Origin of the sequence: Hymenobacter translucens, from assembly GCF_020685205.1 — a bacterium.
GTDB lineage: Bacteria > Bacteroidota > Bacteroidia > Cytophagales > Hymenobacteraceae > Hymenobacter > Hymenobacter translucens.
This window is the reverse complement of sequence record NZ_JAJERB010000001.1, coordinates 435,018-454,151: the sequence shown is the minus strand read 5'-3', so window position 1 is coordinate 454,151 and position 19,134 is coordinate 435,018. Positions and strand designations below refer to the sequence as shown.

11 protein-coding genes are annotated in these 19,134 nt (G+C 60.6%); 6 read left to right on the top strand and 5 right to left on the bottom strand.

Annotated elements, in window-relative coordinates; genetic code table 11:
* The first annotated feature begins 62 nt into the window (after positions 1-62).
* Positions 63-440, top strand: coding sequence for a RidA family protein (locus LJY25_RS01925; RefSeq protein WP_227606534.1), 378 nt, complete (start codon positions 63-65; stop codon positions 438-440).
* A 59-nt stretch (positions 441-499) separates the two neighbouring features.
* Positions 500-2,821, top strand: a complete 2,322-nt coding sequence (ppk1, locus tag LJY25_RS01920) for a polyphosphate kinase 1 (protein ID WP_227606533.1) — start codon at positions 500-502, stop codon at positions 2,819-2,821.
* Positions 2,822-2,934: 113 nt separating this feature from the next.
* Here ppk1 and LJY25_RS01915 read toward each other — a convergent pair whose 3' ends face one another.
* The 3 genes from LJY25_RS01915 to LJY25_RS01905 form a co-directional block, all read right to left on the bottom strand.
* Positions 2,935-3,924 carry a Ppx/GppA phosphatase family protein gene (locus tag LJY25_RS01915; protein WP_227606532.1) on the bottom strand — a complete coding sequence of 330 codons (990 nt, stop codon included), beginning with the start codon at positions 3,922-3,924 and terminating at the stop codon, positions 2,935-2,937.
* A gap of 172 nt (positions 3,925-4,096) precedes the next feature.
* Positions 4,097-7,786 (bottom strand): ShlB/FhaC/HecB family protein, encoded by a 3,690-nt coding sequence (locus LJY25_RS01910; protein WP_227606531.1) that lies wholly within the window; start codon positions 7,784-7,786, stop codon positions 4,097-4,099.
* Between the two features lie 454 nt (positions 7,787-8,240).
* Positions 8,241-8,939, bottom strand: a complete 699-nt coding sequence (locus LJY25_RS01905; RefSeq protein ID WP_227606530.1) for an SIR2 family NAD-dependent protein deacylase — start codon at positions 8,937-8,939, stop codon at positions 8,241-8,243.
* Positions 8,940-9,181: 242 nt separating this feature from the next.
* On the opposite strand from LJY25_RS01905, the gene LJY25_RS01900 reads away from it, so the two are divergent.
* Positions 9,182-9,739: a hypothetical protein gene (locus LJY25_RS01900; protein ID WP_227606529.1), complete on the top strand. Its 558-nt coding sequence runs from the start codon at positions 9,182-9,184 to the stop codon at positions 9,737-9,739.
* Here LJY25_RS01900 and LJY25_RS01895 read toward each other — a convergent pair.
* Positions 9,733-10,578, bottom strand: coding sequence for a DUF4846 domain-containing protein (locus LJY25_RS01895; protein ID WP_227606528.1), 846 nt, complete (start codon positions 10,576-10,578; stop codon positions 9,733-9,735). The genes LJY25_RS01900 and LJY25_RS01895 overlap by 7 nt on opposite strands.
* Positions 10,579-10,676: 98 nt before the next feature.
* Entirely contained in the window at positions 10,677-13,139 is a 2,463-nt protein-coding gene (gene topA / locus LJY25_RS01890; RefSeq protein ID WP_227606527.1) for a type I DNA topoisomerase, read from the bottom strand.
* Positions 13,140-13,630: 491 nt separating this feature from the next.
* On the opposite strand from topA, the gene LJY25_RS01885 reads away from it, so the two are divergent.
* Genes LJY25_RS01885 through LJY25_RS01875 form a run of 3 tightly spaced genes read left to right on the top strand, consistent with a single transcriptional unit; the run spans position 13,631 to position 19,086 of the window.
* Positions 13,631-18,043, top strand: coding sequence for a HAMP domain-containing protein (locus LJY25_RS01885; protein WP_227606526.1), 4,413 nt, complete (start codon positions 13,631-13,633; stop codon positions 18,041-18,043).
* 60 nt (positions 18,044-18,103) lie between these two features.
* Positions 18,104-18,649: a chemotaxis protein CheW gene (locus tag LJY25_RS01880; RefSeq protein ID WP_227606525.1), complete on the top strand. Its 546-nt coding sequence runs from the start codon at positions 18,104-18,106 to the stop codon at positions 18,647-18,649.
* Positions 18,650-18,702: 53 nt separating this feature from the next.
* A complete protein-coding gene (locus LJY25_RS01875; protein ID WP_227606524.1) occupies positions 18,703-19,086 on the top strand; it encodes a response regulator in 384 nt (127 codons plus the stop codon).
* Positions 19,087-19,134 lie beyond the last annotated feature (48 nt).

Sequence of the window (19,134 nt, the reverse complement as noted above, 5' to 3'; positions counted from 1 at the left end):
CAAAGGACACCAACATTCATCAATCAACAACCAATAATCAGCATTCAACAACCAACCAAGCCATGCGGCAGAACATATCATCGGGCTCACCCTGGGAGGAGCCAGTGGGCTATTCCCGGGCCGTACGCATCGGCAGCGTGGTGGAAGTGGCCGGCACTACAGCCCAGGACGGCGACGCTGTTACGGGCCGCACAGTCTACGAGCAGACGCGACGCGCCCTGGAAAAGATTGAGGAAGCCCTGACCGCAGCCGGTGCTTCGCTCACCGACGTCGTCCGGACCCGCATCTTCACTACCGACATCAGCCAGTGGGCGGAGATTGGCCGGGCGCACGGCGAGTTTTTCCGGCTGATCCGGCCCGCGGCCACCATGGTCGAGGTTCGGGCCCTGATTGCGCCGGAGCTGCTGGTGGAAATAGAGGCTACGGCCGTTATTTCCTGAGCCGGAAGTACGCCATTGCGTAGCCGTCCTACGTATCTTACCCCGATTTTCGACCTGCTATGAAACTCTTCAAATCCGCCGACCTCATCCGCAAAAGCAAGTACATCAGCCGGGACCTGAGCTGGCTGCGCTTCAACTACCGGGTGCTGGACCAGGCCAAGGACCCTTCGCGCACCCTGTTCGACCGCCTGCGGTTTCTGGCCATTACCTCGTCGAACCTCGACGAGTTCTTCATGATCCGGGTCGGCTCCCTCTACAACTACATCGACTACGGCAAAGAGCGGGTCGACTACTCCGGCCTGCGCGAGCTGCCGTTCCGGCGCAAGCTGCTCGACTTTGCCCACCGCTTCATCAACGACCAGTCGCTCACGTACCAGAACGAGCTCAAGCCCCTGTTCGAGAAGAAGGGCTTCAACATCCTGAAGATGGATGAGCTGACGGAGCTGGAGCTGAAAAAAGCCGACGGCTACTTCAAGAACACGCTGTTTCCGCTGCTGACCCCGATGGTGTACGACTCCTACCACGGGTTTCCGCTGATGATGAACCAGATGCTCATCTTCGGCGTGGTTACGCGGGCCGGGGCCGAGAATGAGTCGGAGAAAGGGCAGGAGCGCCTCACCTTCGTGCAGATTCCGCAGAACCTGTCGCGCTTTTTCGAACTCACGCGCAAGGACAAGGTCATCTTCGTGCCCATCGAGGAGATTGTGCGGGCCAACATGCCCAAGCTGTTCCGCAACGTTGAAATCCTGTCGGCCGACCTGTTCCGCATCACCCGCAACGGGGACTTCACCCTGGAAGAGTCCGACGACATCGACATCGACTTTATCAAGGAAATTCAGTCGGGCCTGAAAACCCGGAAGAAGGGCCGCGTGGTGCGCCTGGAGGTGGAAAAGGATGCCTCCCCGCTGCTGATGAGCGTGCTCAAGGAGCGGTGGAAGATTGACAACGGCAACGTGTTCGTCATCACCTCCCTGATTGACCTGAAAGGACTGCTTCAGATCATCAAGCACCCCACGTTCCGCTCCGAAAGCACCCGCACGCCCTCATCGGTGACGCCGCTGAGTTTGCCCGACGGAGCTGAAGAAAACCTGTTTGAGTACCTCAAGCACCACGACGTGCTGCTGCATCACCCCTACAACAGCATTGAGCCGGTGGTGCGGCTGCTCGAAATGGCGGCCGAAGACCCGCACGTGCTGGGCATCAAGCAAACCATCTACCGCCTCGCCGACGATTCGCGCGTATCGGCGGCCCTGCTGAAGGCGGCCGAGAACGGCAAGCACGTATCGGTGCTGTTTGAGGTGAAGGCCCGCTTCGACGAAGAGAAAAACATCCGTGAAGGCGCCCGGCTGGAAAAAGCCGGCTGCTTTGTCATTTACGGGGTCAGCAAGTACAAGACCCACACCAAGCTCCTGATGGTGATCCGCAAGGAAGGGGAGAAGGTAACCCGCTACGTGCACATCGGCTCGGGTAACTACAACGAGCAGACGTCCCGCCTCTACACCGACGTGAGTCTGCTCACCAGCAACGACGTGTACGGCCACGACGTGTCGGAATTCTTCAACGTTATTACCGGCCACTCCCAGCCCGACGACTACGAGTACCTGATAACGGCGCCCAAGGACATGCGCCAGCAGCTTATCCACCTGATCCGGGAGGAAGTACGCAACGCCAAGAAGGGCCTGCCCAGCGGCATCGTGATGAAGATGAACTCCCTGGAGGACCGGGAGATGATGGACGAGTTCTACCGCGCTTCCAAGGCCGGGGTACCCATCCGGTTCGTCGTGCGCGGCATCTGCTGCCTGCGGCCGGGCCGGCCCGGACTCAGCGAGAACATCGAGGTGCGCAGCATCGTGGGCGAGTTCCTGGAACACTCCCGTCTGTTTTACTTTCACCACGGCGGCCAGGCCCGCGTCTACGCCGGCTCGGCCGACCTGATGGTCCGGTCGTTTGACCGCCGCATCGAGGCCCTGTTCCTGATTGTAAACCCCCAGCTCCGGCGCGAGGCCATCAGCATCCTGATGCTCAATATGCTGGACAACCAGAACTCCTACATCATGCGGGAGGACGGGGCGTATATCCGCTCCCAGCCTGCTGCCGACGAGCCCATCGTAAACGTGCACCGCGACTTCTACCGCCGCGACGAGGAGCGGCTGGCCATGGCTACCCCGGAAGGCATGCTGGAGCTGTTGTACCAGCAGGCGGCGCGCAGCCAGCAAAATGCACCCGTCGGTGAAGAGCAGGCCGCCGTTGAGGCCGGGGGCGAGGCCCTGGCTGCCAATGGCCATGCCGCCCACGCCAAAGGGGATGGGGAAACCGCTCAACCGGCGGCCGTCAGCGAGAATAGCGGGCACCCGGCGGGCCTGCCCGGTACCCGAGCGTAGCAAGTAGGCCGACGCCGTGCAAAGTACTCGTCGGCTACCTGCCCCGCGGGGTTAACCAGCAAACAGAGAGAGGAGCCCACCAGGCTCCTCTCTCTGTTACAGGGCGAAAAAACCTAGTTCGCTTCGTTGTTGCGGCCGTTCTCTACGTCTGGTACCGGCACGAGGTGGGAATGGTCAGCGTACGGGCGAATTTCCTCAAAGTGCTGTTCGAAGAGCGTTTGCAGCATCCCGTCCTTCAGGCCAATGTCGGGCACCAGCATGTTGCTGATCTTGGCCCAGTTCATGGCCGAGAGGTAGATGTGCCCGGCAGGCACGATAACGTCGGCGCGGTCGGGGTTGAGCATGGCCACGTTCACCCGCTCATCCATACTCAGGCGGCTGAGCTGATCGAGCAGGCTGGCAATGCGGCGGCGGGTAATGGGCTGGTCGGCGGGAGTCTGCGACATGCTGTACAGCTTGTTGATGTTGCCGCCGGTGCCAATAGCCCGCGTTACGCGGTAACGCCGGGCATTTTCTGTCACCCATTCCTCCATCCGCTGCCAGGTTTCGCGCATGGCATCGGTGCTCAGGCCCGCCTCTTCCTGCTGCATCCGCCGGATCGAGCCCATCTCGAATGACTGGGACGCCACTTTGCGCCGGTCGTGGTAGATGTTGAACTCGGTGCTGCCCCCTCCCACGTCGATGTGCAGGTAGTGTTTGTTGTCCTCCAGCAGGTGCTCGATAACGTTGTTGATGTACGCCGCTTCAGCCTGCCCGTCGATAACCTGAATCTCCATGCCCAGCTCCTTTCGCACGCGCTCCACCAGCTCCGGGCCATTGCTGGCACTGCGCATGGCCGAGGTGGCACAGATCAGAAAATGGGCCACGTCGTGCACTTCCATCAGCAGCCGCAGGGAGTGCAGAAACTTGACGAATTTGTCTTGCTTGGCTTCCGAAATCTCGCCCGTGGCAAATACGTCTTCGCCCAGGCGCATGGGAAAGCGCACGTATTCCACGCGCTTTAGCCGGTACCGGTCCCCGAAGTGCAGCACGGCCGAAATCTGGCACCGCACGGCGTTGGATCCAATGTCGATGGCAGCCAGTTTCAGCAGGGGGTAATTCATAGAGCAGCAGTAGGACGAAAGCAGCGCCAAAGATAGGCGTTTGTGGATGTCGGCCGGACAGCTTTTTTGCTGGCCGGCAAAAGCCTGCTCATACGGATGGACTCACCCAAAGGGTCCAAAAAGCCCCGGCCATGCAGCTGGGGCTTTATTGCAGCCGCCGCATCCGGCTGGCTTACTGGTCGATGCGGAAGCCTACGCCGAACTGCAGCAGGGCGCTTTCTTCAGCCGACATCTGGTAGGAGAGGGACAGCGCCAGCTGCTCGGCCACCGGCGCGATGTAGAAGCCCCCGCCGTAGCTGCGGTGCCAGCCATCGGGCGAGCTGCCTTTGTAATACACCCGGCCCTGGTCGTAGAAGCCAAACACGCCGTAGTAGAAGGGCAGAATGGAGGTCTGGACCCGGCCCAGGGCCAGGCGGAGCTCGGTGTTGAGGTAAGCGCTGGCGTCGCCGGAAAACCGGTTGCGCACGTAGCCGCGCAGGTTTTCGCGCTGGCCCAGGGTGGTGTACTTGTAGAACGGAATTTCGTCGCGCGAACCGTAGTTCTTGGCCCCGCCCAGCTTCACGACGCCTGTCACCGGAATCAGGATCCGGGCTGTGGCGTAGTACTCGGCAAAGCCCTGGGTGAGGCCAAACGTGCCCTGGGTACGGTTCAGCTGGCGGTAGGTGTCGTGCTGGGCCCGCAGCCGTACCCCGCGCCGGGCAAAGGAGGGCCGGTCGCGCAGGTCCAGATCCAGCAGCGCATTCACGCCCAGCAGGCGCTGAAAGGCGGTGTTGGGCCGGCTGCCGTCGGGGATGGGTTGCTCCGTGTTCAGCTCGCCGAGCAGACTGTTGGCCGTGAAGTTCGAGGTGTACTGCTCATAGGTCGGACCAATGCGCACCAGGCTTTTGGTAAAGAACACGTGCTCGGCAAATACGCTGGCAGTGTAGCCTTTGTAGCGGGCCTTGTAGAAGTTGTTGTCAAACCGGTTGTCGTCCTTGGTCGTGTTGTTGCCGAGGCCGAAGAAGTTATAGAACTGAAAGAAGTTGCCGTACCCGGTGCGGGCCCCGATGTCCCATTTGCCGATGGCGTAGCGGTGGCGCATGTTGGCCGACACCTGGAAGTTGCCGTTGGTCGAGCCCTGCACGTCGAAGCCATAAAGGTTTTTGTAGCCAGGCTTGCGGAAGCCCTGCCGCACCACATCAAAGCCGGCCCCGGCCCCGAACCCGTCGCTCTGATTGAAGATCAACGTGGCCCGGGGGTTGTAGCCATCGTAGTCAAACGCTTCGCGGTCGTAGTGGTTGATGCCGATGCGGGCGGAGGTATGGTTGTCAGTTTCCTTGCTGGCCTTGAGGTCTGTATCCGGGGTGTCATAAACCTTGGTGAGCGTACGCAGGCCCCCGGCCCGGGACTCATCGGTAATCCGGTCCTTATCGGCACCGCCGATGATGCGCACCAGGATGCTGTGCGGCGCCGCACCCGTCACGGTAAACACGTCCTTGCCGTCGAAGCCGTAAAGGCTGACTTCATCGGTTTCCTTGCGCATAAAGGTTCGGTCGAAATACGGCTCACCCTCGGGCTTGTCGGTTCCTTTCTCTTTCTCGAACACCCGCACCCGCACGTTGCCGTCGGGCAGGCGGTCGACCAGAAACACCTCATTTTTGTTGGAGCCCAGCACGTCCACGCGCTTGGCCAGCATCAGGTAGTACTCGTCCAGCGCCTTGGGCAGCTCCTGAATCCGGGATTTGAGCTTGCGGTTGATGTCCTGGCCGGAAAGTGGCTGCACCTCTTTGGGCAGGCGGCCCGTGGCTTCGTCGATGGCCGCCGGGGTAATCTTCTGCTGCATATAGCGGCCCACTTCCTGCCACTGCTCCCGCGTCATGGACTGCAGCAGAAACCGGTCGAGGTTTTTGGCCGGCCAGTTCAGGCTTTCCAGGTCATTGAACTCAGCCTGAAAGTCTTCGATGCTGCCGACGGCCCACTCCCGGTTGGCAATGTAGGTAAGCAGGCCGTTCCACAGCGTGAAGCTTTGGTCCCGGTCGCGCGGGATGGGACGGTAGATGGTTTTCTTGCCCTGCTTGTAGCCGGCCCACTTCCAGTTGTCTTCGTGCTTGCCGAAATCAGCCACCAGCATGTCGAAGGCCCGGGCTTTGGCAAACGCTACGGCGTCGACCCGGTTGTCGTGGTCTTTGTAAAGCTGGCGGAAAAAGCTGAACGAGCGGCGGACCTCGTCGGCATTGCCAAAACCGGGCAGGTTGGGCTTGGGGTCGCCGGGGCGGTCTTCCAGGGTGCCCAGCAGCCCGGCGTACTGTTCCCGGTAAGCACCGAGCTGGCTGTTATCGGGCAGCACAAACAGCTGCGGGCGTGCGTGCAGGATGTCGGTCTGGTCGAGCAGGGAGCCGGTAACCAGCGCTGAGTAGGGGTGGGCCGTGGGCGTGATGTCGCGCAGCACGTCAGCGGCAATCGAGCGGCGCAGCTCGGGGGGCAGAATTCGGGTTACGTCCTTGTCAACCGAGCGGAAAACGTACTCCGAGGAGTCGGCGGCAATCAGCTTCAGCGAAGTCGTCTGCCGGCCACCGCCTTTGCCAAAGGGCCGGAGCCCGCCTTTTTCGGTGGCCAGATCCAGAGTCTTGACTTCCACCGGCTGGGTCCAGGACGAGCGGTAGAGCGGGCCAATAAACAGGCGCTTGCCCGGGCCGGCTTTGTACTGGGGGCCGGGCGCCAGCGTCACGGTCGGCTGCAACGGGGCATCGGGCTTGGTCGTAGCCGCGCCTTTCAAAGCCGACGGGCAGTCCGGTATAAACGCATTAACCGGCACGTCTGCCAGCCGGGGCTGGGTGCAGGCCGACTGAAACAGCGTGGCCGTGTAGGCTTCCCGGGCGGCATCTTCGGCTTTGCCAAAAGTGAAGAAATAAGACTTCACGGTGCCATCGGCAAAGTAGTCGAGGCGGGAAAAGCCTGCTTCCGACTCATTGAACTGGGAGCTGGCGTTAGCGCCCACGTACTGACTTTCAGCAAAGCTACCGGCTACCAGGTGGTAGTTGTCTTCGAAGCGGGTCAGCTGCAGGCTGTAGTCGTGGGCGGCGGCATACACCACGCCGGGGTTTTCCTTGAGCACGGTCAGCAGCTCCTTGCGGTAGGCGTCGTAGCGGGGATAGGCCACGTCGCGGGGCGTACCCACGTTCTGCCGGTAGGCGGCGTAGGCCGTGCCAAACACCGGCAGCGGAATGCCGTTGCCGAGCGGAAACAAGTGGCGGCCCAGCGGAATCCGGCCCCCGTAGATACCATTACTGACCACCGGGTGGTGGCCGACCAGCAGTAGGTTGGTGCCTTTGGTGTCGTCGAGCAGATCCTGAAGTTGCTCCCGGAATTCTTCCTGCGTCATCGTCTTGCAGTCGGTATCCGGCGCCTCGGGCTTGTCGAAGGGATGCGTAAACCAGGGCGTGTTGATGGCGACCAGCCGCACCAGCGGCGCCACATCGATTACCTCCGGGCCGGGGCAGCCGCCGGTGGGCAGAAAGGCATTCTGGTTCGGCAGCTTCTGCTCGATGTACTTTTCCAGCCGCCGCACCCGCTTCAGACCGTCGGGGCCGGAGTTGCCCCAATCCTTGTCGCCGGGCAGAAAGTAGATCCGGCCGTTGGGCAAACCCTGTACCAGTCCGAGCAGGGCGTCGATACGCGCGGTCTGGCTGGTCAGCGACGAGTCTTTGCGGCCGCTCAGGCCCTCATTGGCGGCTATGTCGCCCAGGTGCACCACGGTAAAGGCGCCCGGCTGCTGCTCCAGCTGCCGGCGCAGCGCCTGCAGGTGGGGTTCCGGCAGGTTCTTCCCGCTCGTGTTGCCGAGCAGGTACACCGCGTGGGCCGGTGGAGAGGATTGGGCAATCAAAGAAAAAGGGACAAGCGCAACTACCGCTGCCAGAAGCAGACCGTAAGGTTTTCGCATGGGAAAGCGAATCGTGGATAAATGAATAAGCCTCCTTACGCAAGAAACCTCGACAGGGTACGGCCACCAGGACTGGCAGAATGGTAATCTTAGGATTCCCCACTCTGATTTATGGACCGCAAAAATTGTTCGGGCGGAATCGTAACGCACGGGCTACTGTAGTACCCAATATCAGGCGCAATCAGCTTTACAGGCTGCCCGGAAGAATGGAAGTAATATATTATATTATCGGTTTGTAATAGTGTAGGTATTGTATTGATTATTAGGAAATAATAGTAGTTGTAACTGGCATCTGTAAGCACACCTTTGGTGGATTTAATGGCTAAGATTTTATGTGTGGATTTCGGTCCGTACAACGAGGTATATGCGGCGAAGTCCGGCCTGATACGTTAGCGGCCTACGACCGGGCCTTGGCCAGCAGCTCGGCTACTACCTGCGGAACCCCCACGGTGGCGGGGGCTGTGATGAAGTGCAGGTTCGGCCGCCGGGACAAGGGTGGCTGCTGCGGATCGATGATGTAGGTGGGACAGCCGGTGGGCGTGTAGTGCACCAGGTTGGCAGCCGGGTACACCTGCAGGGAAGTGCCTACCACCAGCAGCGCGTCCGCCGTGGCGGTTTCCTCAATTGCCCGCTCCATCAGCGGCACCGCCTCGCCAAACCACACGATATTGGGCCGGAGCTGATGCCCTTTCTCGCACTGGTCCCCGAGGTCAATCCGGTTTCCAGTCAGGGGGTACACCAGCTGCTCATCCCGGGTGCTGCGGGCTTCCATCAGTTTGCCGTGCAGGTGAATCACCCGGCTGGAACCGGCCCGCTCGTGCAGGTCGTCCACGTTCTGGGTGATGATGACGACTTCGTATTCAGCTTCGAGCTCGACCAGGGCCTGATGTCCGGCGTTGGGCCGGGCGGCCCGGGCAGCGGCCCGGCGCTGGTTGTAGAACTCCAGCACCAGCGCCGGATCACGGGCCCAGCCTTCGGGAGAAGCGACATCTTCGACCCGGTGGCCTTCCCAGAGCCCGTCGGCCCCGCGAAAAGTAGCCAGCCCGCTTTCGGCACTGATTCCGGCCCCGGTCAGGACCACGATTTTCTTTTTCATAGATAAGCGCACCGGAGCCAGCGTTGAGTTTTGCATTATTGCAAAGCCGATATAGTCCATCGGCTGTTCGTGAAGCTATGCTGGTTCTGGACTACCTCTTCTACTTTATCCGTGAGTATCGGGTTCTGACCTGTCTGGGCCTCTTGCTGCTTTGGATGCTGGTTTTGGTCACAACCTCTAACCGTCCTCCGGGAAAGACAGGCAAAGCGCGCCGGGCAGTGCGGTGGCTGTTTCCGGTCCTCATGCTGGTCGTCTTCTTTTTCGGCCGGAGCCTGAGCCGAGCCTACGTACTGCAATTCGGGCAGGAGGGGAGCGGAGAGGTTGTAAGCTTCGAGCCCACGCTGGTCAGCCTGAACAAACGCCGGGTGCTGGCGTATCGCACCGTCCTTCAACTGCGCAACGGCGGCACTTGCCTTACCTCTTTCGACGACCAGTCAGCTGCTGTGTATGGTGCGCAGGAGCCTTTCTGGTACCCGACGCCAGTGCCTCAGGTCGGGGAGAAGTTTGCGGTGCGCTACCTGCCCCGGCTGCCCGAAAACTTTATCATCATGGCCAACGACCAGCGCAGCAGCTTCGGCCAGCGGATCCGCTGCCTGGCGTGCGAGCCCGCCCTGTACAAGTACCGCCAGGCCCGACAGGCGTATCTGGTTGCGCCGGCCAATACGGATAGCCGCGCCCAGCTGCTTGCCGCGCTTGATGAGGTGCTGACCTGCACCTGCCTTACACTCGCTGAACGACAGGACTACCGGCGCATTCGCCGGCAGGTAGCGGCCGGACAGCCGGTGGCTGTTGCCTACTGAAAACGACCGAGCTCCCCGGGTAAGAAGTGCCATTCTGGCGTTGCAAAGCCGTTATCCGGCAATTTCACCTTAAACCAGGCTCCCAGGCTTCGCGTGTCAGGGTTGCGCAGTACGTGGATGTTTTGGGCCGGCATGTAGCTCTGGGCCAGCAGGATGTACTGCTGTCCGCTGGTCGTGTGGCGGGCTACGTCCAGTACCATAACGGCATGGCCGGGGGAGCCCCCGTGAATGAAAACGTCGCCGGGCTGCACCTGAGCCAGGGCAACGGGCTTTAGCTCCCGGGCCAGGGACCGGGTTCCGGCGTAGGTGAAAATCTGGTCGAGGTAGCGGCGGAAGCTGGCGTGGGTGGGTTGTTCGACCGGTCGGGCCTGTGCTACTACTTCCTCGCCCTGGACCACAAAGCCGTTGCCCCGGTACCAGTCAGCGTACCGGATGTCGTGGCCGCTGGTCAGCTGGAAGTGCACCTGGTCAGGGTTGTGGCTGAACTGGTACTCGGCCCGCAGACGAATCACGGCATCGGCACACTGTTGCAGGTCCCGGGGGCCGGTGTCGATGTCCAGCACGGCCGCGTGCACAGTCTGAGGAGTTTTCAGCTTACCGTTATGCAGCCGCACGGCCGTGCCCGCCGGCAGTAGGGGCAGCCCCCGCAGCCACTGTCCGAACGAGCCCTCCGCCTGACTTACCCGCACGCAGCCCGGTGGGGGCGGAAACCGGCTCGTCAACGTCTGGCGTGGAGAATAGGCGTGCGAAAGCCAGGGGTACGAAGGCGTGGTCGCGGGCTGGAAGCCGAGGGTCAGGAGCAGGGTAAGGCTTAAACCGAGAAGAGGAGTGGTACGCACAGCAGCAGCAGTAGGAGACAGGGGCTGCCGCACTAACGAAAAGCCCCGCCGGAATTGTGAGTCCGGCGGGGCTTTGCACTGTAAATTTATCCAACGGGCTACTTGGCCTTGGCCGTGGCTTTCTTGGCGGCGGGCTTTTTGGCGGTGGCTTTTTTCGCCGCGGGCTTCTTAGCCGCCGGCTTCTTCTTGGCCGGCTTGTCGGCTGCATCCTCGGCGGCCGGCGCAGCCTTCTTGGCGAAGCGCCCGCCCTTAGCGGGCTTGTCGGGCGTAGCTTCGGCCAGCTCCAGGCAGCGGGCCAGGGTCAGGTCCGCCGGCTCTTCGCCCTTCGGAATCTTCACGTTCTTTTTGCCGGCTACGATGTAGGGACCAAAGCGGCCGTTGAGCACCTGCACGTCCGGGTTTTCGGGGAAATCCTTGATCAGGCGCTCCGCATCGGTCTTGCGCTTGGCTTCGATGAGGTCCACGCCTTCCTGCGCCGTGATGGTGTGGGGGTCCTGCTCCTTGGTCAGGGAGTAGAACTTGCCTTCGTGGCGGATGTAAGGCCCGAACCGACCCAGCGAAGCTGTCATGTCCTTGTCCTCGAACTGACCCACGATGCGGGGCAGCTTAAACAGGTCCAGGGCTTCTTCCAGGGTAATGCTCTCGATAAACTGTCCTTTGCGCAGGCTGGCGTACACGGCTTTTTCGCCTTCCGGAGCGCCTTCTTTGGGCTCAATCTGCACATACGGGCCGTAGCGGCCCAGGCGGGCGGTCAGCTTCTGCCCGGTTTCGGGGTGGATGCCGATTTCCCGGGTCGAGCCCAGCGTGCTGCGCTCAATGTCCTGACCCCGCTCGATGGTTTCGTGGAAGGTACCGTAGAAGTCCGCGAGCATCTTGCCCCACTGCTCCTGGCCGTTGGCAATTAAGTCAAACTCGCCCTCCACCTTGGCCGTGAACTGGTAGTCGATGATGATGGGAAAGTGCTCCACCAGAAAGTCGTTTACCACCATGGCCGTATCGGTCGGGAACAGCTTGGCTTTCTCGGCGCCCACGGTTTCGGCTTTTACTTCGGTCTTTACCTCGGCGCCATCCAGCGTGAGCACGTGAAACTTGCGCTCCTTGCCTTCGCGGGTGTCTTTCTCGACGTAGCCGCGCTTCTGAATGGTAGAGATGGTGGGGGCATAGGTCGACGGGCGGCCGATACCCATTTCCTCAAGCTTTTTCACCAGCGACGCTTCGGTGTAGCGGGCCGGGGGCTGGGTGTACCGCTCAGTGGCCCGCAAAAGCTGCAGGGGCAGGTTCTGACCCACGCTCAGCGGCGGCAAACCACGCGAAAACGACGATTCCCCGTCGGTGTCCTCATCGTCCTTCGACTCGCTATAAGCCTTCAGGAAGCCTTCAAAGGTGATAACCTCACCCGTCGCCGTCAGCAATACGCCGGGCTGGGTGCTGATGCTGATGTTGGCGACCGTCCGCTCAATGGTAGCGTCGGCCATCTGCGAGGCCATAGCCCGCTTGCGGATCAAATCGTACAGACGCTGCTCGGCCGAGTCGGAGCCGGCTTTCACGAGGGCAAAGTCGGTGGGGCGGATGGCTTCGTGGGCTTCCTGGGCCGAGGCGGATTTGGTCTTGAACTGCCGGCGGTGCGCGTACTCCACACCGTAGGAGCGGCTGATTTCTTCCTGGGCGGCGGCTAGCGCATCCTGCGAGAGGTTCACCGAGTCCGTCCGCATGTAGCTGATCTTACCAGCCTCGTACAGCTTCTGGGCTACGCTCATGGTCTGCGCTACCGAGAATCCCAGCTTGCGCGAGGCTTCCTGTTGCAACGTAGACGTAGTGAAGGGCGGGGCCGGGGTGCGCTTGCCGGGTTTCTTCTCCAGGTTTTCGATGCGGTAGGAGGCGCCCACGCAGCGGGCCAGAAATTCCTGAGCTTCCTGCTGGGTTTTAAAGCGGCTGGGCAGCTCGGCTTCCAGCACGGCGCCGCCGGCGTCGAAGCGGGCCGTCACGCGGTAGCTCGAGGCTACTTTAAAGCCGCTGATTTCCCGTTCCCGCTCCACGACGAGGCGAACGGCCACGCTCTGCACCCGGCCGGCCGAGAGGCCCGCCTTTACTTTCTTCCACAGCACCGGGCTCAGCTCGAAGCCGACGAGGCGGTCGAGTACGCGCCGGGCCTGCTGGGCATTTACCAGATTCAGGTCGATTTCCCGGGGGTTGTCGATGGCGTTGAGGATGGCGTTCTTGGTGATTTCGCGGAACACGATGCGCCGGGTCTTGGCGTTGTTCAGGTTCAGCGTCTCGGCCAGGTGCCAGCTGATGGCTTCCCCTTCGCGGTCATCGTCACTCGCCAGCCACACCGTCTCGGCTTCCTTGGCCAGCTTCTTCAGCTGGGCAATGATTTCGCGCTTGTCGGGCGACACCACGTAGGTCGGCTTGAACCCGTTGGCAATGTCAATGGCATTGTTATCCTTGGGCAGGTCGCGGACGTGGCCGAAGCTGGATTTGACGATGAAGTCCTTGCCGAGGTATCCCTCAATGGTTTTGGCCTTGGCAGGAGACTCCACGATAACTAAATTTTTTACCATACAGGAGGTGGCAACGGGAAGCTGGTGGTGGGAGTGTTGCTGGAAACGCAACCCGAAAGCGGAAAGTTGATTTTTGCCGCAAAGATGCCGGAATAATCCGTTGCGCCGCCGGAAGGTTCCGCATTTATCCGGTCGAGCTCCGGAAGTCGGAAGTTTTTTCGGCTGGTACGGGAACAACCTCAGCTGCCCTGTAGTTTGTTCCGGGTTGGCAAAGTCCGCCGCAGCGCCGGGTCGAAGCGGCCTTCGGCAGCAGGGCGGCGACTAAGTCGAACGGTTCTGAGCTCAGCGGCAGCGCCCAATTTCGGGGCTGCTTACAGTTGCAGCGCCTGATACTCTTTAACTTAGCAAAATCACTTTTTTAGTTGCGGCCCGGTCCTGCTTGTTTGTAGGCCCGAACGGGGTTATTCGCTATCTTTGTCAGTCTAGCTACGGGCTGTTTTAGCCCGGCTGCTAGCCGCTCCGCCCTTTGGCTTCGCAACCTACTCTTCAGTATGGCTTCAGGTAAGACTACCAAACCAAAATCCGGAGTTGATCCGGCTTCCTTCACTCCGGACGACGATGCAAATCTGTCCACTGCCTCGGGCCCTGGCACCGGCTCGGGTATGGTGACGGACGTAATTCGCACCACCAATGATCTGACGCGGAAGCGGGGCTCTAACCGGGGCTCCACCGATTCGCAGGATCCGGGCTACGTCAACGAGCAGCTGAACCGCGTGCTCTACGCCCTCGACGCCTTTAAGAAAGGTGACGTATCGGTGCGCCTGACCAAGCAGAACGACGACATCTTCGCTGAAATCGCCGAAGCCTACAACTCCATGGTGGAGATGATCGGCGGGGTAGGCGGCGAGGTGTCGCGCATCTCGAAGGTGGCCGGGGTAGAGGGTAACCTTAAGGCCCGGGCCTCGGCCGAGAATGCCGCCGGCTTCTGGCGCGACATGATCAACAATATCAACGGCCTGGTGGACTCCATCGCCGTGCCGGTATTGGAAGTAGGAAAGGTTCTGAAGAACATCTCGAAGGGCAACCTGGATGAGACGTTCCAGATCCCCGTTTCCGGCGACTTCAAGGTCATGGCCGAAACCATCAACAAGACCATCGACAACCTGAACCTGTTTGCCGGTGAGGTAACCCGCGTGGCCCAGGAAGTAGGTACGGAGGGTAAGCTCGGCGGCCAGGCCAGCGTACCAAACGTGGGTGGTATCTGGAAGGAGCTGACGGATAACGTAAACTACATGGCCTCGAACCTGACCTCTCAGGTACGAGACATTGCCAACGTAGCAACCGCCGTAGCGCGCGGGGACCTGAGCCAGAAGATTACGGTTGATGTAAAGGGCGAGCTGTTGCAGCTCAAGCAGAACCTGAACCAGATGGTGGACTCCCTGAACCTGTTCGCCGGGGAGGTAACCCGCGTGGCACTCGAGGTAGGCACCGAGGGTAAACTAGGCGGCCAGGCATCAGTGCCCAACGTGGCTGGTGTATGGAAAGACCTTACCGACAACGTAAACTACATGGCCTCGAACCTGACCTCTCAGGTACGAGATATTGCCAACGTAGCAACTGCCGTAGCAAAAGGCGACTTGTCGCAGAAGATTACGGTTGATGTAAAGGGCGAGCTGCTCCTGCTCAAGCAGAACCTCAACCAGATGGTGGACTCGCTGAACCTGTTTGCCGGCGAGGTAACCCGCGTGGCCCAGGAAGTAGGTACCGAAGGTCGCCTCGGCGGCCAGGCGTCGGTACCGAACGTGGCCGGCGTTTGGAAAGACCTCACCGATAACGTAAACACGATGGCCTCGAACCTGACTTCTCAGGTACGAGACATTGCCAACGTAGCAACCGCCGTAGCGCGCGGGGACCTGAGCCAGAAAATCACGGTTGATGTAAAGGGCGAGCTGTTGCAGCTCAAGCAGAACCTGAACCAGATGGTGGACTCCCTGAACCTGTTCGCAGGGGAAGTAACCCGCGTGGCACTCGAGGTAGGCACCGAGGGTAAACTGGGCGGCCAGGCATCAGTGCCCAACGTGGCCGGTGTATGGAAGGAGCTGACGGATAACGTAAACTACATGGCCTCGAACCTGACCTCTCAGGTACGAGACATTGCCAACGTAGCAACCGCCGTAGCCCGCGGGGACCTGAGCCAGAAGATGACGGTAAACGTGAAGGGCGAGATTCTGGAGCTGAAGAACATTCTGAACCAGATGGTGGACTCCCTGAACATCTTCGGTGACGAAGTAACCCGGGTAGCCCGTGAAGTAGGTACCGAAGGAAAGCTTGGTGGCCAGGCCAACGTACCCCGCGTAGGTGGTACCTGGAAAGAGCTGACGGATAACGTAAACACCATGGCCGCCAACCTGACCTATCAGGTACGCGACATTGCCAACGTAGCAACCGCGGTAGCAAAAGGTGACCTGAGCCAGAAGATGACAGTAGATGTGAAGGGCGAAATCCTCGACCTGAAAAACATCCTGAATCAGATGGTGGACTCGCTCAACATCTTCGCCGGCGAGGTAACCCGGGTAGCACGTGAAGTAGGTACCGAGGGTATTCTGGGCGGTCAGGCCAACGTACCGAGCGTTTCGGGTACCTGGAAAGACCTTACCGACAACGTAAACACGATGGCCTCGAACCTGACTTCTCAGGTGCGGGACATTGCTAACGTAGCAACCGCCGTAGCCCGCGGGGACCTGAGCCAGAAAATCACGGTTAACGTACGCGGTGAGCTTCTCCAGCTCAAGGAGAACCTCAACCAGATGGTGGACTCGCTGAACACATTTGGTGACGAGGTAACCCGCGTGGCGCGTGAGGTAGGTACCGAAGGAAAGCTGGGTGGTCAGGCCGAAGTGCCGAACGTCCGCGGAACCTGGAAGGACCTTACCGACAACGTAAACACGATGGCCTCGAACCTGACTTCTCAGGTACGGGACATTGCCAACGTAACCACCGCCATCACGAAAGGCGACCTGAGCCAAAAAGTATCGGTTGACGTGCGCGGCGAAATGCTGGAGCTGAAGGACAACATCAACCGAATGGTGGACTCGCTGAACATCTTTGCCGGTGAGGTAACCCGGGTGGCGCAGGAAGTAGGTACCGAAGGCCGCCTCGGCGGCCAGGCCAACGTGCCCAACGTGAGCGGCGTCTGGAAAGACCTTACCGACAACGTAAACCGAATGGCTGCCAACCTTACCACGCAGGTGCGGGGTATCGTTAAGGTAGTAACGGGGGTATCGCAAGGTGACCTTACCCAGAAGCTGACGCTGGAAGCCCGTGGTGAGGTGGCCGACCTGGCCGAAACCATCAACCGAATGGTGGATGACCTTAACCGTCTGGCCCAGGAAGTAAGCCGCGTAGCCCGCGTAGCCGGGGTCGAGGGCAAGCTGACGGAGCGCGCCACGGTAACGGGCGTGAGCGGCAGCTGGAAAGACATCGTAGACACGCTCAACGACCTGATCGAATCCATTGCCTCGCCGGTACTCGAAGTATCGCGCGTGGTACGAGCCATCTCGGAAGGTGATCTGACCCAGAAAGTAGAAGTACCCACGGCCGGCGACATCCTGGCCATGTCCAACGCGCTGAACATCGCCGTTGAAAACCTCAACGAGCTGCTCGGCGAAATCAACGACTCCTCGCAGATTGTGGGAGCCTCGTCGGAGGAGATGGTCACGAAAGGGCAGGAGATGAGCCGGGTAACGGTCGACGTGGCTTTGGCCATGCAGCAGATGGCTGAAGGCGCCCAGAACCAGGCTTTGAAAACCGACCAGGCGTTTAAGCTGATCGAGGAAATCATGCAGGCCACGAAGGAAACGGCGGGCAAGGCCGACATCGTGAACAAGTCGGCAATCCTGGGTGAGCAGACCTCCCAGCTCGGTCTGAAGACTGTGGCTGAAGTGGTAAAAAACATGGAGGAAATCTCCAACGCTGCCGCCCAGACCTCGCGCACCATCGAAGTTCTCAGCACCCGGTCCCAGGAAATCAGCAAGTCGCTTGGTGTTATCACCGACATTGCCTCCCAGACCAACCTGCTGGCTCTGAACGCGGCCATCGAAGCAGCCCGCGCCGGGGAAGCCGGCCGAGGCTTCGCGGTAGTAGCCGAAGAGATTCGCAAGCTGGCCGAAGGGTCCCGCAAGTCGGCCTCCGAAATTGCCACGCTGGTAGAGGACGTAAAGAAAGATACTACCTCGGCCGCAACGGCAATCTCGACCATGGAAGGGCGAGTACTGAAGGGTAAGAACGCTACCTTCGAAGCCTCCAGCGCCTTTAAGAACATTGCGACCAGCTCCGGCGAAACGCTCCGCACGTCCCGCGACATTCTCACGGCTACCGAGGTACAGAAAACCTCGATTGGTGACGTAGTGAAGTACGTAGAGGAAGTGGTAGCCATTGCTGAGCAGACGGCCTCCGGAACCCAGCAGGTGGCCGGTACTGCCAAGCAATTGTCGACCTCTATGCAGGAGCTAACCACGTCGAGCCAGAACCTGACCGACATTGCCGACGACCTGCAGGTGGGCCTCTCGGCCTTCCAGCTGATGGAGTACGCCGAGCCCGAGCCCGAGCCGCTGCCCCGTCGGGCCGGCCTGCGCAACCTGACCCCGGCGGCGGCGGCGGCCGCCCGTCCGCGGGCAGTAGAAGCCGCCTCGTCTTCCATCCGGGCCCGCAGCCAGCGCAACAACGCGCCGGCCGAAGCTCCGGCGGCCAGCCGTCCGGCTGCGCGCAACGGCGCCACCATGCCGACGCGCCGGGCTGCTCCGGCTCCCAAACCGGCCGCGCCTGCGCCCAAGCCCGCTCCGCCGCGTCGCGCAGCGGCCAGCAACGGCAAAGCCGAGAAGCCCGAAACGCCGGATACGAACAAGCCGGCCGCTCAGCAGGAGAAGCCAGCCGCCAAAGGCCGCGGCAAAACAAAATCCAAGTAAACCACTTCTGTTTTCGGCTGCGCCGCCGGTTACCAGCCGGCGGCGTGAGCCCATCCATCCATGGCGGAAAACGAATTGACTGGCAGCGAGAAAAAAGCTGTCAAACAAGAAGTTCTGATTCAGCTCATCGTCTTCCGACTGGGAAGCGAGGAGTATGGCATCCGGATCGAGCAGGTAAAGGAAGTGACGGTAACGCCGGAAGTAGCCCGGATGCCGAAAACCCCCGCCTTCGTGAAAGGCATTGCCAACCTGCGCGGCGACATCATTGCCGTCATCGATCTGGAAGAGCGGTTTGGCCTGCGTAGAGCCGGCGGGGCGCTGCCCGAGCTGAGCTTCACCATGGCTGTGGAAGCCAACGACTACACCATTGGTATCATCGTGCGGGAGGTTCCCCAGCCGCTTTCGGTGCCGGTTTCGGCCATCGACAAAGCGCCGGAGTTCATCCAAGACATGAATATTCACGACAAATACATTGAGGGCATTGCCCGCGTGGAAGGCCGCATTATCATCGTGCTCGACATGCTCAAGCTGCTTACCCCCACGGAAATCATGCAGCTGCAGCCCAAAGCGGCATCTTCACCCCGAGCGGCGCGTAGAAAGGCCTGAGCAGCTTGCGACCTGCCTTTTTTACTCTTCCCTGACACCCTGACCCTACCTGTATGAAAAACCGCATTCTCATCGTGGATGACTCCTTTTACATGCGCACGATGCTCAAGAACATGCTTACCGACGCCGGCTATGAGGTAGTAGGTGAAGCCGCAAACGGGCAGCAAGCCCTGGAAATGGCCGCTGCAACCCGTCCCGACCTCATTACCCTCGACGTAATTCTGCCCGACAACACCGGTCTGGATGTTCTGAAAGGTATTCGGCAGGACCAGCCGGATGTGAAGGTGGTGATGTGCAGCGCCGTGGGCCAGGAGGTAATCGTCAACGAAGCCCTGGAAAGCGGCGCCTCCGCCTATATCGTAAAGCCCTTCTCGGAAGAGAAAGTCTTGGAAATCGTGAGCAGCGCCCTGCAGGAAGGCGGCTCAACCGAAGCCTGATTCGGCCTTGACAGCCGCTCGTTGGCTGCCTGAGTTTTTCGATTCATT

Coding starts and splice junctions, on each gene's coding strand:
- LJY25_RS01900 (WP_227606529.1), top strand. CDS start 9,182: ATGCTGGTCGTCTTCTTTTTCGGCCGGAGCCTGAGCCGAGCCTACGTA.
- LJY25_RS01880 (WP_227606525.1), top strand. CDS start 18,104: ATGGCGGAAAACGAATTGACTGGCAGCGAGAAAAAAGCTGTCAAACAA.
- topA (WP_227606527.1), bottom strand. CDS start 13,139: ATGGTAAAAAATTTAGTTATCGTGGAGTCTCCTGCCAAGGCCAAAACC.
- LJY25_RS01915 (WP_227606532.1), bottom strand. CDS start 3,924: ATGAATTACCCCCTGCTGAAACTGGCTGCCATCGACATTGGATCCAAC.
- LJY25_RS01925 (WP_227606534.1), top strand. CDS start 63: ATGCGGCAGAACATATCATCGGGCTCACCCTGGGAGGAGCCAGTGGGC.
- ppk1 (WP_227606533.1), top strand. CDS start 500: ATGAAACTCTTCAAATCCGCCGACCTCATCCGCAAAAGCAAGTACATC.
- LJY25_RS01905 (WP_227606530.1), bottom strand. CDS start 8,939: ATGAAAAAGAAAATCGTGGTCCTGACCGGGGCCGGAATCAGTGCCGAA.
- LJY25_RS01875 (WP_227606524.1), top strand. CDS start 18,703: ATGAAAAACCGCATTCTCATCGTGGATGACTCCTTTTACATGCGCACG.
- LJY25_RS01885 (WP_227606526.1), top strand. CDS start 13,631: ATGGCTTCAGGTAAGACTACCAAACCAAAATCCGGAGTTGATCCGGCT.